This is a genomic window from Stieleria mannarensis, from assembly GCF_014154935.1.
GTDB classification, from domain to species: domain Bacteria; phylum Planctomycetota; class Planctomycetia; order Pirellulales; family Pirellulaceae; genus Stieleria; species Stieleria mannarensis.
Window position 1 is genome coordinate 44516 of record NZ_JACEHH010000038.1, and the last position, 26235, is coordinate 70750.

General features: G+C 61.0%; 17 protein-coding genes. 5 read left to right on the forward strand and 12 right to left on the reverse strand.

All coding sequences use genetic code 11. The features are described 5' to 3' along the window. Positions 1-82: 82 nt before the first annotated feature. Positions 83-727: a pyridoxamine 5'-phosphate oxidase family protein gene (locus H1B37_RS22990; RefSeq protein ID WP_182869187.1), complete on the reverse strand. Its 645-nt coding sequence runs from the start codon at positions 725-727 to the stop codon at positions 83-85. Positions 728-850: 123 nt separating this feature from the next. On the opposite strand from H1B37_RS22990, the gene H1B37_RS22995 reads away from it, so the two are divergent. Both H1B37_RS22995 and H1B37_RS23000 read left to right on the forward strand, forming a co-directional pair. Continuing rightward, entirely contained in the window at positions 851-1393 is a 543-nt protein-coding gene (locus H1B37_RS22995; RefSeq protein ID WP_182869189.1) for an RNA polymerase sigma factor, read from the forward strand. Next, positions 1390-6498 (forward strand): MG2 domain-containing protein, encoded by a 5109-nt coding sequence (locus H1B37_RS23000; protein ID WP_182869191.1) that lies wholly within the window; start codon positions 1390-1392, stop codon positions 6496-6498. Before H1B37_RS22995 ends, H1B37_RS23000 begins: the two co-directional genes overlap by 4 nt. Positions 6499-6770: 272 nt before the next feature. Here the strand turns inward: H1B37_RS23000 and H1B37_RS23005 are convergent, their stop codons facing one another. Next, positions 6771-8084 carry a Gfo/Idh/MocA family protein gene (locus H1B37_RS23005; protein ID WP_182869193.1) on the reverse strand — a complete coding sequence of 438 codons (1314 nt, stop codon included), beginning with the start codon at positions 8082-8084 and terminating at the stop codon, positions 6771-6773. A gap of 323 nt (positions 8085-8407) precedes the next feature. Between H1B37_RS23005 and H1B37_RS23010 the strand changes: the two genes are divergently transcribed. Further along, the gene (locus H1B37_RS23010) at positions 8408-8737 is read left to right on the forward strand and encodes a hypothetical protein (RefSeq protein ID WP_286178065.1); all 330 of its coding nucleotides are present in this window, start codon (positions 8408-8410) and stop codon (positions 8735-8737) included. 219 nt (positions 8738-8956) lie between these two features. Here H1B37_RS23010 and H1B37_RS23015 read toward each other — a convergent pair whose 3' ends face one another. Together H1B37_RS23015 and H1B37_RS23020 are read right to left on the reverse strand one after the other, a co-directional pair. Beyond that, positions 8957-10024, reverse strand: coding sequence for a class I SAM-dependent methyltransferase (locus H1B37_RS23015; RefSeq protein ID WP_182869195.1), 1068 nt, complete (start codon positions 10022-10024; stop codon positions 8957-8959). Between the two features lie 26 nt (positions 10025-10050). Continuing rightward, the gene (locus H1B37_RS23020; RefSeq protein WP_353620901.1) at positions 10051-11475 is read right to left on the reverse strand and encodes an amidohydrolase family protein; all 1425 of its coding nucleotides are present in this window, start codon (positions 11473-11475) and stop codon (positions 10051-10053) included. A 123-nt stretch (positions 11476-11598) separates the two neighbouring features. Between H1B37_RS23020 and H1B37_RS23025 the strand changes: the two genes are divergently transcribed. After that, complete coding sequence (locus H1B37_RS23025; protein WP_353620902.1) at positions 11599-13896, forward strand: serine/threonine protein kinase; 2298 nt, start codon at positions 11599-11601, stop codon at positions 13894-13896. A gap of 90 nt (positions 13897-13986) precedes the next feature. Here H1B37_RS23025 and H1B37_RS23030 read toward each other — a convergent pair whose 3' ends face one another. Then, on the reverse strand, positions 13987-14448 hold the full coding sequence (locus H1B37_RS23030; RefSeq protein WP_182869201.1) for an FHA domain-containing protein: 462 nt from the start codon (positions 14446-14448) through the stop codon (positions 13987-13989). Between the two features lie 136 nt (positions 14449-14584). On the opposite strand from H1B37_RS23030, the gene mnmL reads away from it, so the two are divergent. Then, the gene (gene mnmL, locus H1B37_RS23035) at positions 14585-15679 is read left to right on the forward strand and encodes a tRNA modification radical SAM protein MnmL/YtqA (RefSeq protein WP_286178066.1); all 1095 of its coding nucleotides are present in this window, start codon (positions 14585-14587) and stop codon (positions 15677-15679) included. 97 nt (positions 15680-15776) lie between these two features. Here the strand turns inward: mnmL and rrtA are convergent, their stop codons facing one another. From rrtA to H1B37_RS23070, 7 genes are all read right to left on the reverse strand, one after another. After that, entirely contained in the window at positions 15777-16439 is a 663-nt protein-coding gene (gene rrtA, locus H1B37_RS23040; protein ID WP_182869202.1) for a rhombosortase, read from the reverse strand. After that, on the reverse strand, positions 16436-18781 hold the full coding sequence (locus H1B37_RS23045; protein ID WP_182869204.1) for a VIT domain-containing protein: 2346 nt from the start codon (positions 18779-18781) through the stop codon (positions 16436-16438). Before H1B37_RS23045 ends, rrtA begins: the two co-directional genes overlap by 4 nt. Positions 18782-18960: 179 nt before the next feature. Further along, positions 18961-20142 (reverse strand): VWA domain-containing protein, encoded by a 1182-nt coding sequence (locus H1B37_RS23050; protein WP_182869206.1) that lies wholly within the window; start codon positions 20140-20142, stop codon positions 18961-18963. Beyond that, positions 20135-22405: a DUF5682 family protein gene (locus H1B37_RS23055; protein ID WP_182869208.1), complete on the reverse strand. Its 2271-nt coding sequence runs from the start codon at positions 22403-22405 to the stop codon at positions 20135-20137. The genes H1B37_RS23050 and H1B37_RS23055 overlap by 8 nt, the downstream gene beginning before the upstream one ends. After that, positions 22405-23481: an ATP-binding protein gene (locus H1B37_RS23060; protein WP_182869210.1), complete on the reverse strand. Its 1077-nt coding sequence runs from the start codon at positions 23479-23481 to the stop codon at positions 22405-22407. The genes H1B37_RS23055 and H1B37_RS23060 overlap by 1 nt, the downstream gene beginning before the upstream one ends. After that, positions 23478-24905 (reverse strand): DUF5691 domain-containing protein, encoded by a 1428-nt coding sequence (locus tag H1B37_RS23065; RefSeq protein ID WP_182869212.1) that lies wholly within the window; start codon positions 24903-24905, stop codon positions 23478-23480. Before H1B37_RS23065 ends, H1B37_RS23060 begins: the two co-directional genes overlap by 4 nt. Next, positions 24895-26217 carry an SWIM zinc finger family protein gene (locus H1B37_RS23070; RefSeq protein ID WP_220498333.1) on the reverse strand — a complete coding sequence of 441 codons (1323 nt, stop codon included), beginning with the start codon at positions 26215-26217 and terminating at the stop codon, positions 24895-24897. The genes H1B37_RS23065 and H1B37_RS23070 overlap by 11 nt, the downstream gene beginning before the upstream one ends. Positions 26218-26235 lie beyond the last annotated feature (18 nt).

Here is a 26235-nt window from a genome sequence, read left to right on the forward strand (position 1 = left end):
GCGGCGACGCCGCACCGGGGGGCGAAAGCCTTGGCGGCTTCCGCTACGACACGCAACCCGGAAACGAATCTGCGGCAGATCACTAGGGCACCACCCAAAACGCATCGATTCCGCCCGACGCATCGTAGTTGATCGCCGATCGCACGTGCCCTTGGCGGCGGAGGTATAACCAGTCGGCGTGCCGAACGGTTGTCCGCACGATTCGAAAGTTCTGCCGACCGCGTTCGGACTCTTCTGCAGTCACGAAGCGGTCGGCGGTCGATGGCGGTTGGGGATCGTTGACTCGCTCGCCCGGCGGACGGATGGAGAGATAAGACGCTCGGCTATCCGCTGTCGTTTGTTGCCACACGTCGTCGGCTTGTTGCCCATCGATCACTTCAGCCATTCCATCGAGCCGAAGCTGGATTCTGGACGCCGGATCGTAAAACAGCCAACACGCCGGTGCGGGGGAACCCGCGGCACTGAGCTGGCGAACCTTGTCCGACCGCACGTCGGTGTAAAAGTCGACCGCATGGCGACTCGGATCCGCGTGACGCAGCACGACGGTGCGACACTTCGGATGCGGGCTCGACGCATCACGGGGATCGATCGTTGAAAACGCGCCCAGATTCCATGGATGTTGCGAAGACTCCGCACCGCCGCGCAAGGTTGTCCAGATCAGAGCGTCCAATTCCGCCAGGGGCTGGTCGGATTGGAGCAGACGGTCGAACGCCGAAGAGAGTGTCACGCCGGAGACTCGTGGTGGGAGGCTGGGAAAAATGCCGATGGTATCAGTTTTTGTAAAATCCGATCACTCCCTTGCCTCGTCTGTCTTATCGGACAACGCATTTTCCGCCACGAGTCGCCTCGCATGACCGACGATCCGGAATCGATCGAAGACACCACGAAAGACGCCCAATGCCGGCGTTTGGAGGTGTTTTTCGATTCCTGTCCGGATGAAATTCTGGGCACGCTGTATTACGTCGTCGGGAACATGGAAGACGCGCGGGATGCGTTGCAGGAAACATTTTTGAAGTGTTGGCATCGCCGACACCAGATCGATGACATCCAAAACCTGAGGGCCTGGGTCTTTCGGATCGCCCTGAACACCGGTCGCGACTTTCGAAAAACCGCCTGGAATCGTCGTCGAACCTCCCTGCACGAGGACCATCCGATGGCTTCGACCGCTGACAGCCCGCCGAATGGGCTGATGAAGAATGAAGAACTCGCGCGGCTCCGGCGGGCCGTCGCGACGCTGCCGCCGGAACAGCAAGAGGTGTTCTTGCTGCGCCAAAACGGCGAATTGACCTATTCCCAAATCGCCGACGCGATGTCGTTGCCGCTGGGGACCGTCAAAACCCGGATGCGTTCTGCCATCCGTCAGCTTCGCCAATGCGTGGGAGACCTGTCATGAACCACGATCAAAACACAAAACCGTCGGGCGCCGACGAGGACGAATTGCGCCAATCTCTGTTGGAATTGCACTACGGATTGCTGGACGACGATGAAGCCGCGGCGCTGAAGCAGCGGATCGACACCGATCCGACCGTCGCACAGCAATGGGCCGAAACGCTGTTGGTCGCATCGAAGCTGGCCGCCGCGGCCAAAGTCAGTGCACCCGCTAACGCCAGTGCACCCGCCAAGCCGAAGCGTGCCCTCGATCCATCGATCCGTCCGGCGGCTGTGGCGCCGATCACACCGCCACTTGCGGTCCACGACGTCTCCTCCGATGATGCGACCGTCGACGTTGCCGATTCCCCCAACGATTCGGCGGTGGTTGCGGCGCCGGATCGCTTTCTGCGTCTGTGGATCGGATCCTTGGCGACCGCGGCGACGCTCGCCATCGCGATCAGCGCCGTTCGCTACTGGGATGAACGTCCCCCGACACCCCAGGCCGATTTGCATGTTGCGGTCCAGCCGGTCAGCGGAATCGATGCGGGGGCTCGCAATGAATTCCTGGTCGCCGTCGGTCCCCAGCCCGCCGATCCGGGCGACCGTGGGACGCTCGATCCGTCGATGCCCGTGGTGCCGGCGACGATCTCCTTCAAAGTGCTCTCCAAGGGTGCCGTGTTGTTCTTCGGAACATCCCAGACGTCGGGGCAAGGCCCGGCTCGAATTCGCGTGCCCGACGACATCGCGATTCCTGGTGATGCCGTGCTGCACGTCGATGCCAATCCGACCGGGCGGGAGGGCTTGGTCCGTTTGACCGTGCCGCTGGAACCGACACGCTGCCTGACATTCGTCTCAACCGATCGGCCGGTTTATCGTCCGGGCGAAACGGTGTTCTTCCGCTCGGTCACGCTGAACCGCCGAACGTTGGCGGCACACATCGATGTTCCGATTCGCTATGAGTTGACCGATGCCAGCGGTGCGGCGGTTCAAGGGGCAATCCTGGAAGGGGTCACCGAGCGAGGCGTCGGCAACGGTGCCTTTGTGATTCCCGAATCGGCTGCCGGCGGAACGTACCACTTGGTCGCGAAAAGCCTGGACGGTTTTTTCCCGGATCAGGTTTGTGAGTTGGAGGTCCGTCGCTATCGCGCGGTCCGGTTGAAGACCGAGTTGGAGTTTTCCAAGCGATCCTACAGCGCATCGGACCGCGTCGAAGCAACGTTGTCGGTCCGCCGCGCCGATGATTCGATTCCCGTCGCCGCGCCGGTCCGCATTCGAGCGATCGTCGATGGCGAGGTCGTCCACCAAGCGACCGGATCGCTCGGTTTGAACGGTGACCTTCATGTGGCGTTCGAAATGCCCAAGGTGATCCGAGAGGGCGAGGGTACGCTGACGATCGCGATCGATGATGGATCGGTGACCGAAACGGCCGCCCGTCCGATCCCGATTCACACCGGGCGGGCCGAAGTCGACTTTTATCCCGAAGGCGGCTATCTGGTCGGCGGCGTGACCAACCGGGTCTACTTTGCCGCCCATGATTCCGATGGCAATCCGATCGAAATTGCCGGCGAAATCCTGTCGCAAGCCGGTCGCATGGTCGCAAGCATCCGAACCGTGCGTGACGGGATGGGACGCTTCGAATTCAAACCCGAATCGGGACAGCGTTACTCCCTGCGAATCACATCTCCCTTGGACATCACCGAAACGCCTTGGTTGCCGTCGGTCGTCGATGCATTGCCGGTCTTGGACACCGGTGACGGCGTGTTTGCCCCTGGTGAGCCGATTTCGATGACGATCCGCAGCACCAAGCGTCGATCGTGCATCGTTCGCATCGTGTGTCGTGGCGAGCTGGTGGGCGTCTCGACGACGGAAATCGGCATCGGGGACACGGCCGTGACGGTGCCGATTCAAGATCGCGCCGCCGGCGTGATTCGTGTCACGGTGTTGGACGCCGAAGGCGAGACGGCGACGCCGCTGGTCGAACGATTGGTCTATCGCAAGGGCGTGAAGAAATTAAACGTGACCGCCAGCGTGGACGATGATCGACGCGTCCACTCGCCCGGCGAGTCGGTGCGGATGACGATCGAAGTGACTGACGAGAACGATCAACGCGTCCCCGGTGCAGTGCTCGGTGTCCGTGTCGTCGACGACGCGGCGCTCAGCTTGCGGCAACACGACGTGCCCTCGATCGCGACACACTTTTTGTTGACCAGCGAGATCCAATCGCCGGAGGACTTGGAGCACGCCGATTTCTATCTGGACGACTCGCCCGAAGCGGCGGAGAGCTTGGATCTGTTGCTGGGCACCCAAGGATGGCGGCGATTCGTGAGCGGATCACCGAATCAATTCAACGAGACGTTCCGTGAGGCGTTGACGCGTTTGTTGGAACTCGACGGACGACGATCTGAACTGGTCGCCGGTACGCAGACAAACGACGCGACCCTCGCAGCTCAGATGCGTCAGTATCGCATTCGCATTGCCATGGCGTGGCGTGGCTTTGTGGCGGAGGTCCGCATCGCATTGATCCTGATCGGTGTCTTTTGGCTACTTGGTCTGTTGCTGCGTCCCAAAAAGTCAGCTGCCGTCGCGGCCGGGTTGCTGTTATTCGCAGCGGCCATGGTTTCCCAATCCGGTTGTGGCAGCCAGGGGAATTATCGCGTCGAAGCGACGTCCGAAGCGGTCGATGAGATGGCCGCCGGCGACGCCGCACCCATGATGGATGCACCCTCGGACAGCAGCCAACCCAACCCGACACAAGTCGAGTCGCAGGAAGAAGCCGAGCAAGCCGGGGCGCCCGCCGAAGCCCCCTTTGTTCAACGCGTCGTCCAGGTGTTCTTGGGAAAGAACGGAGCCAAGGTTTCGACGGAAACGTCCTCCTCACGACTCTCCGAAGAACAGCTGCGGCGCTGGGCACAGTCGCGTGACCTGGATGCGAAAGCACTGGCCGATCAATTGATGGACGAGCTGCGATTTCCGATCCGTCAGTACGCCCACTTGCATCGCCCCGCCGAGGCGAACGTACGCAGCGATTTTACCGAGACGCTGTATTGGAACCCGATGATGGTGACCGATTCGACGGGGACCGCGACCATCCGCTTTGATCTGTCGGATTCGCTGACGATGTTCCGTGTTGATGTCGACGCACACAGCAGCGACGGTCGCTTGGGCAGCGGAGGCGGTGCGGTGGTGACCGAGCTTCCGATTCAAGTCGAACCGAAATTGCCCTTGGAAGTCACCGGGGGTGATCGCATCGACCTGCCCGTCGGTCTGGTCAATGCCACCGACCAGGACGGTGCCCTGGATGTGCGGGTGGCCCTGGACGAATCGCTGAGTGCCGCACGCGATTCCGCGCTGACGTCCATCGTCGCGGGCGAGCGCAGGACCGAAGTCTTTTCCATCGATGTCTCCAATGCGGCCAAGCCAACCGATGCCAAGATCCGCGTCTCGGCGACACTCCAGGGCGGAACGCTCGCCGACCAGGTCGAACGCTCCGTCCGCATCGTTCCCGAAGGATTCCCCTTCGAAGTCACCGCGTCCGGTTCGCTGACCAAGTCCGCCTCCTTGTCAGCCGAACTGCCTGAATCGATCGTCGCCGGATCGTTATCGGCCCGGTTGGAATTCTTTCCCAGCACGCGGTCGCAATTGAGTGCGGGGCTGGAGAGCATCTTGCGTGAACCGCACGGATGCTTTGAGCAGGCGTCGGCGTCGAATTACCCCAACGTGATGGCGTTCCAATTGTTGCAACTGGAGGGCGCGGTTGATGAGGCCGCCAAGCGACGAACGGTGTCGCTGCTGCGTCGCGGCTATCGCAAACTGACCAGCTATGAGTGTTCGACGCTGGGATATGAATGGTTCGGGAACGATCCCGGTCATGAAGCGTTGTCGGCATTCGGGTTGATGCAATTTTCCGAGATGGCTCGTGTCATCGACATCGATCGTGACATGCTGGATCGCACTCGAGAATGGTTGTTGTCGCGGCGTGACGGCAAGGGCGGGTTCCAACGCAACCCGCGTCACCTGCACGTCTGGTCGGTGCAACAAGAGGTCGTCAACGCGTACCTGCTGTGGGCGCTGTCGCAATCCGACGTGGCCGCCGGTGATGCGTCGCGGACCGAGCAGCAGTTGTCGGACGAATTGGATGCGATACAGCGCATGGCCGCAGCGACCGACGACGCTTACCTGATCGCCTTGTCCGCGATCACGTTGGCCAATGTCGACCGGACCGACGCGGCGAACACGCTGTTGGACCGGTTGGCGGAGTTGCAAAATGACGACGGCAGCTTTGTGGGTCGGACGACGATCACGCAAAGCGGCGGGATCTCGCGCACCGTCGAGACGACGTCTCTGGCGATCCTGGCACTCACTCGCAGTGAGGACCACCAAGACCGCGCCAGAAAAGCGGCCGCGTGGTTGATCGATCACCGCCAAGGCGGCGGATTCGGATCGACTCAAGCCACCGTGCTCGCGCTCAAAGCGTTGATCGCCGTGCACGACCAAATGGTCGCGGGCGAAGGCGGCAGCGTCGACGTGCTGATCGATGGCGAAGTGATCGAAACGGTGCGTTGGGAAGGACGTCCCGAGAAGGGCGTGCGGTGGGAAATGACGCCGGAGCTGATCGACGCGTTCGTCAAGGATCCTGCCACACGTTTGACGCTCCGCAGCGCCGCCGCCGCAAGCTTGCCCTTCAGTGTTCACTTCGCCGGACACACCACGTCGCCCGCCAGTGATCCCGAGTGTCCGATTCAGATGCAGATTTCATTCACGGGGAAAACCCGAACCACCGGCGCCACCCAAGGTGACTCGATCGACATCATTGCAGAAGTGAACAACGCGACCGAGGTCGGGCGTCCGATGACAGTGGCCGTCGTGGGGATTCCCGGCGGGCTGGAACCGGTCATCGAAAACTTGGACAAGCTTCGGGATGCCGGCCAGCTGGACTATTACGAACTGCGGGGACGCGACGTCGTGCTGTACTGGCGGACTTTCGCACCGGGTGAATCCAAACGCATTCCAATCTCATGCGTGGCCGAGATCCCCGGCAAGTACACCGGGCCACCCAGCCGGGCGTACTTGTATTACACCGCCGAATCAAAGACCTGGCACAAGCCCTTGGTCGTCGAGATCCAGTAACGTGGGTGTCTCGCTGAGAAGCAGCGAGCGTGCGATTCTTGGGAATTCACCCTCCCTGGCAGGGAGGGTCGAGCGCAGCGAGGGGAGAGGCGATTCGCAGTGTGCGAGTGCATCCAAGCCACAGGCAACCCTCCCCGCGTCGTCGTATACTCCTCCGCGACCCTCCCAGAGGGAGGGTGACGGCGTAAACGCCTGTTATACAAGACGTTAAAGTCCGCTCGCCGTCGCGAAGTAGCGCGGGCGGCGAAAACCTGCACCCCAACGCGGGTCGATCACGCGAACGGGTCGTATTGTCCCGGGACGGGGATCGGGTACTTGCCGTCGGCGTCGGGCCTTGCCGATTCGGGGACCGGGCTGTCGATGGTGTAGTCATCGATCCCCGGGGCCAGTTCGCGTCCCTTGTTCAGCAGGTCATCCCACTTGATGATCTTGCCGCTGTAACACGCTTCACGACCCAGGATGGCGGTGAAGGTCGACAGCGCGCCGTATTCGCCTTCGTTGTAGATCTCGCCCCGGCCGAGTGCGGCGATCAGATCGTTTTGCTCTTGCTGGTGGCCTTGTTGACGCTGGCCGCTGAATTGCCAGTCGCCGCCCACGCCGGAGATTTGTGAACCGGAGACGTTGGCGGTTCCTTTGGTTCCGTGCGCGAATTCTGCGACTTGCGTCCAAGACCCCTTCAGGTGGCGACCTTGGCTGAACATCTTGCTGCCGTCGGCGAAGGTGTATTCGCAGAACGTGTGGTCAAAGATCTGACTCTTGGTCGGGTCTCCATCCATCCGTTGCTCACGTCCACCCATCCCGTTGCACTCGACGGGGTATTCTCCCTTGAGCCAGCAACCGACGTCCAGGTTGTGGATGTGTTGCTCGCAGATCTGGTCTCCGGAGAGCCAGTTGAAGTGGTACCAGTTGTTGGTCTGGAACGCCATTTCCGATTGCTCTTCGGTTCGGTTGCGATACCAGATCCCGCCGCCGTTCCAATAGACGCGGCTGGCGATCACGTCACCGATCGCGCCGTCGTGGATGCGCCCGATGGTCTCCAGGTACTGCGCTTCGTGGCGGCGTTGCAGGCCAATGCCGACCATCAAGTTCTTCTTCTTGGATTCTTCGACGCTGGCCAAGACACGTCGAACCCCGGTGGCGTCCGAGGCGACGGGTTTTTCCATGAAGATGTGTTTGCCGGCGTTGACGGCGGCTTCGAACTGTTGCGGTTTGAATCCCGGCGGGGTCGCGATGATGACCAGATCGGCGTCAACTTCCAGCAACTTCTTGTAGGCGTCCAGGCCGACAAACTTGTGCTCGGCGGGAACGTCGACTTGGTCCTTGAATCGCTTGGACAAGGAATTGATTGTTGCGGAGGCCTTGCCGTCGAACGCATCGGCGACGGCGACCAATTTCACGTTGCCGCCGGACTTAAAAATATTGACCGATGCTCCGTTTCCGCGTCCGCCACAGCCGATCAGGGCGAATTTGATTTGATCGTCCCCTTGCGCGTGGGCGGTCCGGGCGATGGTGCTCGACAGGGTCGCGCCGGCGGCGGCAGCAGTGGAAGTCTTCAAGAAGTTACGTCGGCTCGGTTGATTTTCCATCTGTTGATCCTTGCTAAATCATTCACTCATCGGCAGCGGCGACGCGACCAGTGCGTCGTCGGCCGGCGAGCTTTATTTGGGAATGGGAGTTGGTGGGCAGAACTAGCACGAGGTTGTATTGTAAAGGGAATCGCGTCCCCGTTGACTTTGCGGGGGCCGATTTCTGACAAGGTTTTTTCACCCCGCCTGTCTTCGCGGTACCCCGCCGGCGGCAGCCATTTCGATCATAAACTGAGCCGTCGGCTCATTGAGTTGGTGGCATTGGGCGGCGGCCCCCCGACGCCGCGGTCGCCAGACTGGAACACACGCAGGAGCAATCGACGTTGAACCCCGACGCCCCCAGATCCTCAGCCCAGCCGGACCCGCCCGCGCGGCCGGGATTGCCGATCGGAACCGACCCTGCCAGCGTGCCGGCGTTTGGTTGCATCGTCTATTTTGCCCGCGAAGGTGACGTCTTCCGCGGCCGAGTGGCCAACTTAGCCGGAATTGAAGTCACCGCGGCCAGCCAGCGAGAGCTGCTCGGTCAAATCGTCGCACAATTCAAATCCGCCGTCTCGGACTGTCTGGGCAGGGGCGAAACCCCCGCCTGGATCGACCCACCGGCAGAGAAGCAGGCCGGCGAGAGCAAGTTGTTTCTGCCGGTGCATTTGTAGCTACCTTCGCCAGAAGGTGGATCTCCGGCGGATCCCACGACGATGTCACGCGCATGACAGCCTAGGCGTCTACCGCAGCTTCGTGTCCGATCGGGCGGAACAGTCGCCGTCCTCTCCGAGGTCGGCGCGGGGCAAAGCTTCGCTTTTTCGGGGGCGCCGAGTTCGGAGAACACGGCGACTTTTAGACAGAGGCTAGAAGGCTATCCAACTTTGCTGTCGCTACCGCAACCGAACTGCAAAGCAGACTTCACAGCGGTTGCGGGCCAATTGGCGGACTTGGACGTCGATCGGGTTCCAGGTCTGGATCTGCTGCAACCAGTTCGAAATCCGTCCGGCGGCGTCGTAGTCACCCAGCTTCATCGTCAACAACATGCCCGACAGCGAACACTCGCGGTGCGTCACGATGTTCTCGATCGTCGTCAGGGTCTTTTCGGGTTTGACGTTGGAATCGGCCAACAACCACTTCACGTTTCGAAATTCCCGTCGCGGAAGGTCTCCGGCGCGGGCGCGGAGATGCTTGAATCGGGGATGGTTGGCGATCCGATCGTCCATTTCGGCCGGGTCGATCCCGATCACCTGCAATCCCAGTTCCAGCAATCGCCCACAGGCACCGCCGGGGGCGCTGCCGATTTCCACCGCCACGTCACCGGGGGCGAAATCAAAACCGCTCCAGGTGATCGACTCGGCGGCTTTGAAATACGCCCGCGAGATCGGTTCATACTGCGGCTCGATCGGCTGCACGCCGCCGGGCCATCGCGAATGCCATTGGGCAGCGGTGTGCCAACCGATAAACCAATCATCCGGATCGACCAACACGACATCCAACACTCGTTCACCGGGTTGGGCGATTCGATTCGGTTGATCGCAGCGGACCCAGTTGCCGCCGAGCGACTGGTGCACCCGCTGGGCAACCAATTTGGCGACTTCATCGACACCGGGTTCGAAACCGAACTTGCCGATCGGAAGCCGGTCCCGCGGCCACAGGTGAAGCTGATCGAAGGGCCGACCGGGGACGATTTTTTCGGTCAATAGGCCGACCAGCCCGGCCACCTGAGCTTCACCGTCGGCGTTTTTCAAATGACCGATCGAATAGGCCGCGGTGCGGATGAATGTCCCGCCGGGCAACTCGACTTGACTGTCGTGTTTGGCGGTGACGAATCCGGGCCGGGAAAACGCCAAACGCCATCCCTCCGCGGCGATCGATTGTTTGACCTGCTTCTCCGCACCGTTGGCGCAGCACAGCATCGCGAACGTCGGTTGGGAGGTGGGTGGGTCGGTGGAAGTCATGGTCAAAGGTTTGTGATCGAAAGAAACTACTTCTCCAGTCGCTGGCGAATCCCCGGGATCAGCTTGCTGGCGTTTTCGAAATACAGCTTGCGCAACACTTCATCGGGCAGATCGACTCCATAGATCTGCCACATTCCTTGCGGCGGTGGTACTTTTTCGCTGTAGGGGAAGGACTCGTCGCGGGTTTCGAAGAACCGCCAATACAGTCGAACGCGTGTCTCGGGCCAGGGGCCGTCGGTGCCGAACAGCAAACGGTCTTGATAGCGGATCAGAAAATCGCGCGCCGTGAAAGGCTGGCGACCCAATTCAGCGATCCGCGAGGCCGGTTCGATCCACAAATTCGGGTATTCGTCCAGCCACTCGGCGACGACCTTCAAATCCTCGGGGTTGTTGGCGACGTGGGCACCGATGAACTGTGTCTCGGGGTGGCGTTTGATCACCCGGTTGCGGGCGTCCAGCAATTCCTGGCGCGAGGGAAACTGGTCGCCGAAAAAGCTCCAATCGGGATGTCGACTCAGCTCTTCCCAGCGTTCGTTGGTTTCGTCGACGGGATCGAAAAAGGCGGCCGGGTCGGCGGTGTGAATGATGATCGGCAGTCCAAGCTCCCCGCACTTGGCCCAGATCGGATCCCATCGCGGGTCGTCGATTTTCATCCAGGTCCCGTCGGGGTTCTTGTACCCCAGCCCGAACCGCTTGAACAGTTTCAGGCCGCTGACACCGCGTTTTGCCGCCTGTTCCAGTTCGGCCGCCGTCCGCTCGGCGAACCCCGGTCGATGGCAAGGCCAGAGTGCCGGTCGGTCTCGGGGTGCGTTGCCCTGCCAATCGATGTTGGCAAAGATGGCGAATCGATCACGATAGTCCGTCCACAGATACCGCATGTGATGCTCAAGTTGGTCGCCCAGCTTGCCATCCAGGGAAACGCAGACCGCGATGTTGTTGCGGTCCATCAAACCGACGAAGTCATCGAGGGCTTCTTTGCTGTCACGCAGCCGATAGTGAAAGTGGGTGTGCACGTCCACCACGGGCATCGCGGCAGAGTGTCTTGGGTGCTGTGGCACAACCAATTTTTGTTCGGGGCGAAAATTCCGCAACAACAATTCGCGTCCGTCGCGTCCATCAAGCGGAAGCTCAAGCGGTGGCGGATCGTTGGCCGTCGGATCGCGGGTTTCCGCCGGACTCGCTTTTTGCGGGTCGGGACGTTGCGCGAGGATCGTTTTCGGGGCGATCGAAACGACGATCAGGGCCGCCAGCAGCCTCGCTGGACAGCGCCACTTTGACGTAGCGACGCGCGCCAGAGCGTGGAATACGCCCAGGATCCACCTTCTGGCGAAGGTAGCGACGTCTGACCGACGATTCGCAATGTTTCTTGTGCAACGTGGCGTTGTCCAGCGAGCGAACACTTCGGTCGCCGCTGGACGAACGCGGCGGCCGATGGCAAGCTTTGCCGCCACCGTGGATTCCCTCGGTGCCTCGGTCGCTACAATAAAGCATGGTGATCGCAGAACGTGAAAATGCATCGAAGACGGACGGTGGGGAAGACGGATGGTGGGCTCGAAGAGGGCGAGAGTGACGGAGTGAGCAACGAAGACCAAACGCAGTATCAAACCGAGGGTGGCCGATCGACCAGCAAACGGCTGTCGATGCAGGCGACGACGCCCCCGGCCGATGTCCCAGGGTATCGGCTGGAGCGGTTTTTGGGCAGCGGCGCTTTCGGACAGGTCTGGGTCGGGCGGGATCTGAACACCGGCCGACCGGTCGCGATCAAATTTTTCTTGCACCGTGGCGGTGTCAATTGGTCGCTGCTCAGCCACGAGGTCAAAAACCTGGTGCAATTATCCTCCGATCGCCACATCGTCCAAGTGCTGGAAGTCGGCTGGGACAGCGATCCGCCGTATTATGTGATGGAACTGGTCACCGGGGGCTCGCTGGAGGAGGAACTGACCCAGCGGGGGGCGATGCCGGTCGCCGAGTCGGTTCTGATGTTTCGCAAAATCTGTATCGGGCTCAACCACAGCCACAGCAAGGGGGTGCTGCACTGCGATCTCAAACCGGCCAACATCCTGTTGGGCGAGGACCACGAACCGCGATTGGCTGACTTCGGCCAAAGCCGGATGACACACGACCAGTCGCCGTCGTTGGGAACGTTGTTCTACATGGCACCCGAACAGGCCGATCTGGAATCGACCCCCAGCAGTGCCTGGGACGTGTATGCCGTCGGCGCGATCATGTATCGGATGCTGACCGGCGGCCCGCCGTATCGCGAAGATTCGATCATCGAACAACTCGACACCGCCGGTTCACTGCCCAAGCGGTTGCAGCGCTACCGCGAATCGATCCAAAAGGCCTCACCGCCGACCCGCCACATCCAACGCTCCGGTGTGGACCGCGAACTGTCGCGGATCGTTAGCTGCTGTCTGGCCGCCAACCCCGAGGACCGTTTCACCAACGTTCAAGAAATCCTGGACCGCTTGGATCGCCGCGAGGAAATGCGTGCCAAGCGGCCGTTGATGTTGCTGGGGATTCTCGGGCCGTTGTTGTTGTTGGTTGCAACCAGCATCTTCGCGGCACGGACGATCAACCGAGCCAGCGAGGGAACGAAGCAAGCGCTGCGAAAAGAAGCCTTTAGCAGCAACCAGCTGGCGGCGAAGTTTGCCGCGCGGACACTCGAAAGCGAACTGGAACGCTACTTTCGATTGTGCCGCGACGAAATCGACGAGCCCGGTTTTCGAGCCTCCTTGGCCGCCGCACTCAACGACCCGGCGGTCAGTCGCAATTTAAACATCATCGCCGACCAGCGCACCAGCGAGCAGGCGTTGAAAATGGTCGACACTCGCGACACGCTGTTGGATCTGCCGGCGCGCGTCGCGATGGATCAATACTTGGACGGACGCTTGAAACAGTACACGCGGGAGAGCGAGGATTCGCGGATCCCGCGGTTGGCGACGATGTTTGTCACCGACCGCTCGGGAACGATCTTCGCCATCGCCTATGACCACCCGGTCGCCCGTGACCAAAACAGCGCCGGGCGAAACTATGCGTACCGGACGTACTACCACGCCCAGAAAAACGATCTGCCCAGGAACACCCCGATCGACTCGATCCAGCCGCTCGATCACATGCATCTGTCGGCCGCCTTTCAGTCCACCGCGACGGGCTTGTGGAAAGTCGCGATCAGCGGCCCGGTGTACTTGTCCGACGACCGGTCCGGCGAGCCCGATGCGGTATTCGTTGCCACAGTCAACTTGGGTGACTTTGAATTGCTGCAAGGCGACGAGGGGGCCAATCAGGTCGCCGTGCTGGTCGAGGCTCGCGAAGGCAAGGTGCGTGGGACGATCTTGCAACACCCGTACCTGGAAGCCCGACACCGGGCGGGCATGCGGAACGCCGGAGACCCCTACAAGGTCGAAGCCGACAAGATGGACGACCTGTTGCGCGGCGGCGATGTCGATTACCAAGATCCGGTGGCGGTTGCCGAAGACGCCCAGGCCTACGGCGGCCACTGGATCGCGGCGATGCAACCGGTTGCCGTGCCCGGCGAAGGCAAGTTCGGCTCCGGCGGCGACAACCAGGCCGATCTGCTGGTGCTGGTTCAGTATCGATTGAGCAAGGTGTTCGCGCCGGTCGGGGTGATGGAGCAGACCCTGCTGTGGGAAGGCGCCGCCGCCTTGCTGTCGATCTTGCTGGTCAGCGGCACACTGTGGATTTTCGTCCGCCGCGTCGGTGACGAACGCATCCACCGGGGACGCCACCGAGAACCGGATTCACCCCACGCCCCCGCAACCGTCCGCGAGCCGGCCGAAGGGGACACTTCAAAGCCGACACGGCCAGCCGACATCACCGAAACACAACAGGCTCCGGCACGGGCGGATTGAGCCGCGGGTCACTTGGTCGCTATGCTCGCCAGAGCGTGGAAAACGCGGTGGAGCGACCTTCTGGCGAAGGTCGCGACGTCCCGCCCGAAACTACTCCGGGTCCTTGTTGCCGAAGGGCTTTTTACTGTCGCGTTTGCTGAGTCCGGCGCGGTCCATCAGCGAGCTTCGCATCAGTTCGTCCAGGTACTCGTCGTCGGCCGGCGGAGGGCCGTAGGCGCCCAGCGTTTGTGGGTCGTATTCGACCAGGTACTCGTGCCGCGCGATCGACAATTTGCACTTCGGGTCCAGCCGTTTACGGATCACCGGACGGCCATCGACCTTGATCCCGTTGCGGCTGTTCATGTCGCGGATGAACCAATAGCCGTGTTCCAGGGAAAGACGACAATGCTGGCCGGACACATTGCTGAATTTCAGCTGAACGTCATTTTCGGCGCGGCGGCCGATGGTCAGGCGTTCTTTGATCAAGGGGATCGGGTCGCCGCCCCCGACGGGCGTCAACTGGCCGTAAGGGCCGGCAAAATCTAGATCGGCGTCGTCGTCGTAATAATTCACCGTCGTCCTCGCGGGATGTGGCAAAACGGTCTATTGCGGTAGACTGGTCGTGCTACAAAAAGAATCAAATCATCCGGGGCGGAATTCCGCCACCTACTACTATCGATCGAGCAACACTGTTTGGCAACGGACTCCTTTGACAATTTCTCATTGTAACGATCGTTTGGCTTGGCAGCGTGAAGGGTTGCCGTTCAACGCGTTCGGCGCCGCACTGCGGCGTCGTTTCGGCGGCCGAATCCAGCGGGTCAGTATCGACGCCGGGTTCACCTGTCCCAATGTCGATGGCGCCGTCGCCCGTGGCGGGTGCAATTTCTGTGACAACCGCTCGTTCAGCCCCTCACGTCGCGTGCGGCTGAAACGCGTCGGGGAGCAATTGGACGGCGGAATCACCAGCGTCCGCCGGCGATACAAGCAGGTGAAGGGGTTTTTGGCCTATTTCCAGCCCGCCACCAACACCTATGCCCCGGTCGACCAACTCGAAGAGGTCTTTCAGATGGCGCTGGGTTGGCACCCGGACATCGTCGGGCTGGCCATCGGCACCCGCCCCGATTGCATCCCCGAAAGTGTCGTCGACTTGACTCGCAAACTGGCCCAGGACCACTACGTCTCCCTGGAGCTGGGGATGCAAACGATGCATCAACCGGGGCTCGATTGGATGAACCGCGTCCACAACCACGATCACCTGGTCAACGCCATCGACCGCTGCCGGGGACAAGGGTTTGAGTGCTGTGTCCACATCATTTTGGGTATCCCGGGCGAAACCCACGCGATGATGATGCAGACGGCCGACGAAGTGGCCCGGCTGGGATTCGACGCGATCAAATTGCACAATCTGTATGCCGTCCAAGGCACACCGCTGGGCGAGGAGGTGGCCAGCGGAAAAATTCAATTGATGCAACAGGACACTTACGTCAACACCGTGGTCGATTTCCTGCAGCGCATCCCCCCCACGACGATCGTCGAACGGATCAGCGGCGACGCGCCGCCGAAATACCTGATCGGCCCCCAATGGTGCCTGGAAAAATCCACGCTCAAACTGCAAATCGAAACCGAATTCAAACGTCGCGGCACCCGCCAAGGCTCGCACTATCGCCCCCCGGCTCTGTTGCCGGAAAACCGCCCCCGCCCGGCCGACAACACTCCTGCGTCGATCCGATCGCAAATCGACGTGCGGGGACGTTTGCCGGTTCTCAAGATGGAAAGCGGCGTCCAGTCCGAGTGCGGCGACTAGACGGTAGGCGCAAGCGTTCTTGTTGATGTGCCCGGCCGTTGGACAAACGCGCTATCCTTCACCGGACTCCGGAGCGTTGCCCCAGACCCACGGTCCCTCAAGGCGAGACACCGACGGTTGGACCACCTGCCAACAAGCCGCCGAAGACGGCGCCCGCCAGATGAGATTCGATCAAGGGCTTGAATCCATCGGCATCGACAAACAGCACCTCGCCGGTCACGGATTCATACAGCAGTTTCCCGACCAGCAACGTTGCCATCGCCGTCCAAAAAGCGACAAACATTCGATCGCGACCGGCAAGACTGTGTCGAAACTGATCGCCGATGAACCAAACGAACAACCCGGTGTCGATCCCGCTCAGCCCCCGGTAGCCCGAAACATCCTTGCACATCAACGCGACCGCCGCCGAGATCCCAAGCGCCATCACCAGCAGCGCGACCCCAAAAAGTTTTGGGTGTTGTCGTTCACAGACCGCCCCCAACACGACAAACATCAACACGTCCCAAAACAAATGCTGGCTGTCATAGTGCGTGAGGTGACCGGAAAGAAAACGCCACCATTGTCCCTCGGCGACAGACGCGAAATCCAATTGCAACGCCGCGGCCAGACCTGGAACGACAGACGCCAGGATCGCGATCGCCGAAACGACCAGGGTCACGCGATGGTCCTTGCACCATGACAGGCCCTGGCGGCAGATGCGTCGGTGTCCGGTCTCGCTGCTTTGGCGAAGCGTCGGGATCAGGGATTCGCCTGCACTCATCGTGTCTGCTCCATCGCACTTCGTGCCTTGCGTCGCCGCATCATCGCGGCCGCGCCCGCGCCACCGAGCGAGAAAAATGCGGTGATCGGTCCGATCGGACCACCGCCGCCGCCACCGCCCGACGCACCCGAGAAGTTGCGGCCGCCGGTGGGCGAACGGTGAGACTGGGACGAGGAAGGAGACGGTCCCGAGGGCGCCGGCATGGTGGGGGCCGCGTTGTCGACAGCGACTGGCCGTTGCGGCGGCGTGTCCCCGGTGACCTTGTCCGCGGTAACTGATGAAGCTGCCGCAGGACCACTGCGGACCGACTTGGCGACCGCCCGAGAGCGACCGACGGACGCTTCCGTCATCCCCTCCGGCATCATCACCGGGACGGACTCACTGATCAGCGCCCCCTGCGATGTCTCGGAGAGTTCTTTCTCGACCGCAATGAAGGAGGTGTACTGAGTCATCAGTTGATGCTTCAGCCCCAGCGCGGTGATTTCTTCACGACCTTGTGGGGTTTCGTGGCCGACGTCGCGGTTCCAGATCTGTCGGATCCGCTGGCGGGCCCAAATCGGACCGATCGAATCATGGGCAACTTCTTGCGGCGGGAGTTCGAGTTCGAGTTTCATTTCAACAGCTTGCCCCAGCACGTTCCCCTGCAAACGGACGGTCCCCGACGCCGGGGTTTCATAGCGTCCCAAGACGACGAGCGGCTTGCCCGCGTACAGGTCCGGAAGTCGCGCGGGAACTTGGTCGTTGATAACCAGTCCTCCCCAGTCGATTTGCAAGTCCGTCATGTAGGGCTGACTGGTACGTTCGTTGAAACGCCGAGCGATCTCGACCGAGTTGTCCTGGTTGTTGACTTGCATCGAGAACCCGCGTCCCATCTCCGCGGCGCGGCTGATCAAGTAATCATTCGGTGCGGCCCCGAATGCGATCGGGAACACCCGAGCGTCCTGAAACTCGGGTTTTTGTAGGTAGCGCAGAATGGAATGATCATTACCCACCAGGGCGTCGGTCATCAGGATCATGTAGCGGGGTCGAACCCGTTCATCCACGTTATTCCCGAGCGCCAACTGGAGTGCCGGCAGCAGCTTCGTCCCACCCTTGGCACGCAGCCCGCGCACGAATTGCTTTGCAGCCTGGACATTGGAATCACTTGCCGCCACCGAATCCTGCCGAAACGCCGTCGCATGATTATTGAACGCGATCATGCGGAACTCGTCCTGCGGGTTCAAATGATCCAGCACATGCTGGGCGAACAATCGCAATTGGCTGATCGCCGGCCCGTTCATCGATCCGCTGGTGTCCAGAACCAGAATCACCTCACGCGGCGTGATCTCGGCGGGCTCGACGGACCATTTCGGTTGCAGCGCCAACATGACGTAACCTGCTTCGGAATCCGACCGGCGGTGTACCAATGACGCCAACGTGCTTTGCTCGCCGGCCAAACGGTATTCGATGACAAAGTCCTTGTCGGCGATGGTCGACTGGTTCTTTAGGGTCGCGACGGCTTGAGTTTCCGAAGCCCGTTGAATGTCCAGCTCGTGTGTGACGGGCACGATCTCCTGAATCGGCATGGCCGCATCGACTTTCACGGTGACAAAGACGTCGTTGCCGTTTCGCATTCCCTCGGGAAGAAAATCGGGTGTGATCCGTGACGCATCAGGGACTTCGTCGGTGTCGGTTGCCCAACCGCGACCGACGTTGGGACGGCTCAACGGTTGTCCGGGGATAAAGCGGGGGCCAACGACCATCGGAAAACGAAAAACATAGCGATCTTCGTCGATCTCCAGCGGATGCACGTACTCGATGTTCACCGTCACCTCGCCATCGGGAGGGATATTGGCGACCGCCTGAGAGAACACGTTGGCCCGTTCTTGCTCCAACAACGCCGCCTTTCGGCCCTCGTCGCGGGCTTGCTCATATTGACGACGTGCCTCGTCCTTTCGTTTGACCTCCCCGACGACCAAGCGTTCTCCGATCTGAAACGAATAGGCGTCGACGGCGCAGTTTTCAGGCAGCGGAAAGACGTACAAGGCCTCGAGTCGATCGGAGTAGGGGTTTTTGAAAACCTGGGAAACGCGAACCCGCGCCAAAACCCCCGAAATCTCGGCCTCCACACGCGTCTCTTTCAAGGTGAAGCACTGGCTTGGTGACGGCAACGTTGCTTTCAAATCCTCGAAATCGTCCTCGGCGACTCGCATTTGGCCCTGTGTGACAGGCGCCCCATCGAGCACGGTGTAGCCCGCCTGTGCGACGGAGGAGAACAGGCAAATCGATGCCAGGACGACGAACGCCCCGCTGACAGCCGACCAGATCGATCGACGGTGAGTGTCTAAAGAAGGAGTGGCCATGATGAGAGTTGCTCCGTGACGGAGGATTCGAAGTGACTCTCAATAAAGATCCTGCCCCAAGGCCGGCGAAGCGCGGAATCAAGAGATTTCTATGGCGGGACCGCCCCTTTGACGTAGCGACGCTCGATGCGAGCGTGGAAATCGCCCAGGATCCACCTTCTGGCGAAGGTAGCCACGAGTCAGCGAGTCGCTGAGTCGCTTTCGCCGGCCACGATCGTCTTTACATCCTCCTTGGCCGCCCACTGGAAAATGTCCTCGCGGCGCAGCGCCGATGCCATCAAGTCTGGGAATTGGTCGGGCGTGCAGGCGAATACGGCGATGCCCATGGCGGCCACGGTGCCGGCCAAATCGGCGTCGTAGTAGGGACGCCCTTCGTCACTGAGTGCCAACAAAACAATCACGTTGACGCCGGCCGAAACGAGTCGGCCCAGCCGCGCAATCAGCTCGTCGGCGTTGCCCCCTTCGCACAGATCGGTGATCAGAATCAAATGCGACTTGCGGGGTTGTTGGATCTTTTCGGAACAGTAGCTGACCGCCTGGTTGATGTCGGTGCCGCCGCCCAGCTGAATGCCGAACAGGACCTCGACGGGATCCGAGAGTTTTTCGGTCAAGTCCAGGACCACGGTGTCGAAGCAAACCAGTTGGGTTCGCACGACCGGCAACGAAGCCATCACCGCGGCGAAGATGGAGGAATAGATGACCGAGGGCGCCATCGATCCCGATTGATCGACGCACAAGACCACTTCGTCCAAATCCACCAATCGACGTTGTTTCCTGGCAAACCCGATCAGCCGCTCGGGCACGACGGTTTTGTACTGAGGCAGGTACTGGTGCAAGTTCGCCCGGATCGTTCGCGGCCAATCGATGTCGGCTGCCCGAGGTCGCGTCGTCCGCTTGCTACGATCGAGCGCGCCGCGCAACGCTTCGGCCGTCCTTCGTTCCAGCCGCTGCATCAGTTCCGCGACGACTTTCCCGATCACCTCGCGGGCCGTCTGTTTCGTCTTTTCCGGCATCATGCCGCGCAGACTCATCAGATCGGCGACCAAATTGACGTCGGCTTGCATCGCCGCCAAAAACTCGGGCTCCAACAGCATCTGCTGCAATCCCAGCCGCGAAAACGCGTCCTTTTGGATGACTTGAACGACCGGGGTTGGAAAACACTCGCGGACGTCCCCCATCCATTTCGCGATACGTGGCGCGGACCGCCCCAACCCGCCGCGGCGCGAACGTTTTCCGCCGCCGGATCCATCGCCTTGTTCATACAACGCGTCGAGTGCGGCGGTGATGCGGGCGTCGTGTTCGCCGAGCTCCTCCGTCTGACCACCGAGCATCATTTGCCATCGCCGCTGCAGTTCATCCATCGGATCCACCTCCGCTCAAAATTTCGGTGACCCGCCGCAGGTGATCGGACCATAGCGGATCGACGGCTTCGATCACCTGATAACCGGTCTGTGTGGTTTGTCGGCCGAGCGCGGCGTCGAGCAACCGGCGACGTTCCATTTTGTCCATGTTTGAAAAGACTCGCCGAAACAGCGGCAGCGATTCAACGAACGTCTCTTCATCCAGACTCATGATCCAATCGCTGACACAGTGGCGGAGATCCGCGTCGTGGATCAAACGGTTTCCGGCGCCCTCCAGAAACCCTTCAAAGAAACCTGCTGCGTCTGCGATGGTCGTGCCGGGGGACAGTTTCCGGCTCAACAGACTGACAGCGTCTTCCGATCCCAGGTGTTCGCTTTCATAAAGCAACCGGGCGGCCTGTCCGGCGACCAACGCCGTTGCCTGGTCATCGTGGATCACTTCCCCGAGCGAGTCGATCCATTGCGGCAGGGCCGGCGACTCGATCAGCTGGATCGAACGATCGGCTGCGGCAATCGAATTGCGCAGCAGGCCGGCGGCTTCTTCGTCTAATCCGCGAGCCGCGTAATGAAGGGCGATCGAAGCTTGGCCGGCAATCCGGTCGAACAAGGAATTCATCTGCCCCGTGTCAACGTGGCGGGCTTTCCCATAACGCAGGACGTCCGCGATCGGCGGCAATGCCGACAGCATCTCCAAGCAATCGGTGGCCTGTCCGGCACGATGCTCAAGCGCCGCGCTGACCTCGGCGGCGGCGTCTGGCAATTGAGCCGTCAGGGCTTCGAAGACCAGATTCGACAAGTCACCCAACCGGTTCGATTTCCGCAATCCAGCGATGATTCGTCCGGAGGCCGCCTGGGCGATCGTGGCACCGTAAACCAGGTTCTCGACCAGGGACACCGAGTACTCGGGCTCCCAACGCAAGACCCAACGTTCGCGAAACGTTCCACGGCTACGTCCCGGATCATCCAGTTTCCCCCACGGCACATCCAGAGCAGCCAGGCGATGCAGCAGCGTCGAACGAAACAGTCCGCTGTCGCTTCGCAAGTCTAGCGACAATTCACGCTCCAATGCCTCGGGCTTCAGTCGAGCCGTCTTTTGTTGTCGTTGTAAATCCTCCAACAACGGAGCCAGCGGCACGCCGTCAGGAATACGGCCCACTTCGCTGCCGATCAACACGTCCGCGGCAATCGACTGCCACAACTGGTGATTCCCAAAGCACATGCAGGCCACGGTGGCGTCGGTCAGTTCCTCAAACCCGGCTTGCGGTCGTCCGCGGATCGCCGCCAACGAGACCGCCAACCGTTCGGTTTCGATCAGCGATGCGGTCGAAACCACTTGGCCTTGTTCTCGCAAGCAACGAGCGATCCGCGCGATCCAGCGTGTCGCTTGTTCGTTGCGTGGCGTTTCCCACAGATGCCGGTTCCAGCCAGGCGCGCGGACGCCGGCTCCATAGCCGCTGGACAGGGCCAAACGGGGCGCGGTCCAAGGAGTCCACGTTGCCGAGACCTTTCGTTTGGGGACGCCCTTGAGCAGCGCCCGATCGTCTTTGGCCGTGTGCTTTTCGGTCAACGCCGGGACATGCCAAGCGCCACAGACGACTGCGATCGTCCCTTCGTCACGTTTGCGTGACTTGGCGATTTCCAGCCGCATGTGTGCCTCGCGAGCCGCTTCGTCCTCTTTCGGCGGCGGCACGTCCTCTCGCAACGCCCGCATGGCATCGGCGACCGCGGCGAAAATCGGCCCCGGCTGGGGGTTCTCTTCGATCACATCCTGCCACCAACTCTCGCCGTCTACATAGCCGGCCGCAAACGCAAGTGCCCCGATCGGATCCCATTGGATCGTCGCCAATGGACTTTCTGGAACGTCATCGGATCCCGGTTTGTGTTCGTCACTCGCGTCAAAGTTTTCAGCTGCCGCTTCTGGTTCGGCCGCCGGAACGGAGTCTCGCAACCGCCAGTAAACCGGCAAATCGATGAAGCGAGCCGGCACGTCGTGCTTTGCCGCCCAAAGAATCGCTTGGTATTCGGGCGAGAACACCGAAAACGGCCAAAACACCGAACGTTCCGGTTCACCGGCCGGGTAAGCCAGCAAGGCAACCGGTGGCACCATGTCCTTGTCCGCCAACATCGGAATTAATTCCGACAGATCGGCGGGCCCCTCGATCAATACCTCGGCCGGCCGCACGCGATCAAGCGACTCCACCAAACGCTGTGCCGACCCGGGGCCGTGATGTCGTATGCCGAAATACTCGACTTCCCCTGGCATCACACCAACTCGGTCAGCGTGGTGTAGTAATCCGCAAAGTCACGGCGTTTCTTTAAAACCGTCTCCAAATACTCTTCCAAAACGGCTTTGTCTTGGACCGGATCTTTGACGATCGCACCGAGCACGTTCGGCGCAAGTCCTTCGGCGGTCAGGATGCCGTCGTTGAAGTAGGCCGCGTGGGAGAACCCGCTGACCATCACCGCGATCGCCTCGGCCGTCGAAAGCGTGGCCGACGGGCTCTTCAGCGTCGTCTTTCCATCAGCAGTTTCGCCGCCTCGCAGTTCGCGAAAGATCGCCAGCACCCGCGTGACCTCTTCGACCACATTCTTCGGTGCGGGCAGATCCAGCGACCGGGCCATCTCGCCGACACGCCGGGTGACGATCTGGATTTCTTGATCCAAATCGTCTGGCAAAGGCAACACGACGACGTTGAAGCGACGTTTCAAAGCGGCCGACAATTCGTTGACGCCCTTGTCCCGATCATTCGCGGTTGCGATCACGTTGAAACCGCGTTGTGCGTAGACCGCGTCGTTCAATTCAGGGATCGGCAGCATCTTTTCGGACAACACCGTGATCAGCGTGTCCTGCACGTCCGATCCCATTCTCGTCAGCTCTTCCAACCGACACAGACTGCCGCTTTCCATCGCACGAAACAGCGGCGTCGGCACCAACGCGTCGCGACTGGGTCCCTTGGCCAGCAATTGTGCGTAGTTCCATCCGTACCGAATCTGGTTCTCGTCGGTACCGGCGGTGCACTGAATGATCTTTGTCGAATCACCGCTGATCGCCGCGGCCATGTGCTCCGAAACCCAGCTCTTGGCCGTCCCCGGGACGCCCATCAACAGCAACGCCCGGTCGGTCGCCAGCGTTGCAACGGCGGTTTCGATCAGCCGACGATCGCCGACATACTTGGCATCGATCTGTCGCTTGCCCACCTTGCCGCCGACGATGTAGGTGACAACGGCTTGAGGGCTGAGCACCCAACCGGCCGGTTTGGGATGGTGATCGTCCGCTTTCAACGCTTTCAGATCATCGGCATAGGTCTTCTCGACCGGCTCGCGTAAGACTTCAGTCACTGAGGCTCTCCTGGTGGCAAGCACGCATTGAGTTTAAGTAGTCCAAGCATCGGGTCGGATGCAAATAGATTGGTCTCGGTAAACATCGCCAGCAACTGTGTCGCGGCAGCTTGGTCTGCCAACAACCCCAACGAAAACAGGCCCCGACGAAGCGTCTGTTGCCCGACCGTGTTCTTCGTCGTGTCTTGACCGGCAAGCTTTTTCAGCTGTTTGAGCGCCTGCAGCGGTTTCAATTGTTCCAGCGTGATCTCGCCCCACAGACCCTGCGCACACACGACCGCAGCGGAAAGGCTGGCGTCGTCGTTCTCCAGCACACGCGGGAGCAACATGCCGCGACTGTCCTTCCCCAATCGGTCGAACAACTGTTGGAATCCTTCGGCCGAGATTCCATCGAGCGAGGTGATGCGCGTCGCCATCGTCGCGGCGGCCTGCTCGTTGCCGGTCGCAGCGACCATCCGCACCAGACTGTCGGACGCTTCTTCGTCGACGTGCTCCCAGCCGCTGATCAATTCGGTTTCGTCGGGCAACCCCAAGCCTTGCACAAAACTCTGCAGGCTCAGTTTGGCAGCCAACTCGCCACGACGTTTTCGCTGGGCGGTCGTCTTCAACCGGTTGGCCGTGATTTTAAAACCGCCCCGGAGACGCTTCTTGGCGACCGAAAAAAAATCTGCGAACTCCGCGACTTCAGCTGCCTCGTCCTCGGCCGCTCCGATGCGGGCCAGGTACTGCTCGACCAGTCGACGGACCTTGGCAGACCGGTCTTTTGAAAAACCTTCCAATAAAGATTGATCTTCTTCGCACAATGCTTCGCCGATCGTTTCGATGATTCTCAATCGCTCGGCGGCGGGGACGGTCGGAGCCTTGTCCGCGATCAACTGCCGCGCCGCCTCGGGCTGCGTGCGACGCAAGACGGACAACGCGGCCCGACGTTCCGCCGGCATCCAGGCATCCCAATTGTCGGCGTTGATTTGATCGTGTTCCCCCGTCTTGTCACTTTCCTGTTCGGCGTTCTGCCACGAAGCCCATGATCCGTAGACGTCCGGCAACAGGTGGAAACTTTTCGGCATGTAGTCGGCCGGATGAACGACGTAGCCGCGCGCCGCGAGCAAGTGCATCACGTCCGCCGTCTGCGACTCGGTGATCTTGATGATGCGAATCAAGTGTCGGAAGTGCTGGCGTGCTTGCGGCGGCGGTGTCGGCAAACTCAAAGCGGGCAACGTCGGCGTGACTTTCAGTTCGCCACCGGGCGTCGCTTGAAGCGCGAATTGCATCGCTTGCCCGGCCAACGCCAATATCGCCAACTCTGGATTCGGATCGTCCTGTACCGCGGCGCGCCATGACGCGGGCGTTTTTCCCACCGCCGAACCACCGATCATCCAGCATCCCTTCAGTGCGTTCAATGTTTGCAGCAGATCACTCGCCATAGGAAAGGCTTCCCCATTCGGACTGCGACGAAAGCAGGGTAAGAATCATCCCGTCCCACAACGCGGCGGTCTGTTGCATGGCGACACCGGCGATGTGCTTGGCCGGTCTTCCGCCAATCGGCAGCGCGATCCCGCCGTCGTCGGACCGCCACCAGTAACTCGAATCCGCTTGAGCGATCCGACCGCCGGGCAAGAGCATCGGGACGGTGTCCATCCACGGCGCCCGACCCAACGTTTCGCGGTAACTGTCCAGCGGCGGTGTCGTCGTGACCGGCCAGGACATTTCATCGACGGCTCGGGAGGGATCGCCGCTTTTTCGCTCGGCAATCACCGCACGAACAGGATGCCGTGCGGGATAGAACGCCAACTCCGCTTCAAACCGTTCCCCGACCGCAAACGTGCTGCTTCGATTGCCAAGTGAAGCGGGAAAGAAATCCAGCAACAACGCGAACCGAAGTCCGTCTCCCAGGTTCATCAGCCAAGTCGCCTGACTGACCAAACCGTCGCGTCGTGTCGTCACTTGCTCCCCGACCACCTCCCAAATCGCCGCCACTCGGGTTGCGTGCTGCAATTCCAAGATCGAGTCGCGGGTTTCGCTACTTCCGACCAACCGCGTCAACTCTGCGTCCTCTTGATTCGCTTTCCAGGCTCGGCAAATCAGCACGATGCGTCCGAGTTCTTGAATCAGCAGATCGAGCCGCCGATCGCCGGAGACCTGCATCAGCCGTGACGGCAATTCGTCCAACCGGCTGGCCATCGCTTGAGCCTTGGCGTCCACCAACCGCGCCGCGATCGTTCGGCAACGCGCATTCGGATCGCTCAGGAACGCCGCCAGTCCGCCTCGAACTTGATCCTCGGTCCACTGCTGCAATTCATCGATCCCCGCCGCAATCGACTTGCGAGTGGCTTTGGCGCGTTTCTCGGCGGCCGCTTTGCGTCGTGCCTCGGCCTTGGGATCCAGCGGCTTGTTCTGCTCCGCTTGTTGGGCGACCGCCAGGCTCTTGCCGGCTTTGCTGACGGACTTCTCGTCCGACTTGCCCCGCGCACTGCCGCTCGTGTTGCGGCGACGCCCCGACCAATCGTTCACCCACTGAGGCGTTTCGCCATCGGCAAACGGCGCTGGATCCTCGACGTACATCCACATCAGCGCCAGCACGTGCTTGCAAGGATACTTGCGTGAGGGGCACGTGCATTTGTAACCCGCGTTGGAATTGTCAAAGACCGTGCGATAGGGATTAGCGCCGCTGCCTTGGCATTCACCCCAGACCAGATCGCCGTGCCGAGTCAGCGCGGGCCACTTGCTGGGCTTCATCAGCTTGTTCGCTGCATT

Bases quoted from the DNA above. Each gene is read 5' to 3' on its own strand.
- H1B37_RS22995 (WP_182869189.1), top strand. From the start codon at position 851: ATGACCGACGATCCGGAATCGATCGAAGACACCACGAAAGACGCCCAA.
- H1B37_RS23000 (WP_182869191.1), top strand. From the start codon at position 1,390: ATGAACCACGATCAAAACACAAAACCGTCGGGCGCCGACGAGGACGAA.
- H1B37_RS23005 (WP_182869193.1), bottom strand. From the start codon at position 8,084: ATGGAAAATCAACCGAGCCGACGTAACTTCTTGAAGACTTCCACTGCT.
- H1B37_RS23015 (WP_182869195.1), bottom strand. From the start codon at position 10,024: ATGACTTCCACCGACCCACCCACCTCCCAACCGACGTTCGCGATGCTG.
- rrtA (WP_182869202.1), bottom strand. From the start codon at position 16,439: ATGAGTGCAGGCGAATCCCTGATCCCGACGCTTCGCCAAAGCAGCGAG.
- H1B37_RS23045 (WP_182869204.1), bottom strand. From the start codon at position 18,781: ATGGCCACTCCTTCTTTAGACACTCACCGTCGATCGATCTGGTCGGCT.
- H1B37_RS23050 (WP_182869206.1), bottom strand. From the start codon at position 20,142: ATGGATGAACTGCAGCGGCGATGGCAAATGATGCTCGGTGGTCAGACG.
- H1B37_RS23055 (WP_182869208.1), bottom strand. From the start codon at position 22,405: ATGCCAGGGGAAGTCGAGTATTTCGGCATACGACATCACGGCCCCGGG.
- H1B37_RS23065 (WP_182869212.1), bottom strand. From the start codon at position 24,905: ATGGCGAGTGATCTGCTGCAAACATTGAACGCACTGAAGGGATGCTGG.
- H1B37_RS23070 (WP_220498333.1), bottom strand. From the start codon at position 26,217: ATGAAGCCCAGCAAGTGGCCCGCGCTGACTCGGCACGGCGATCTGGTC.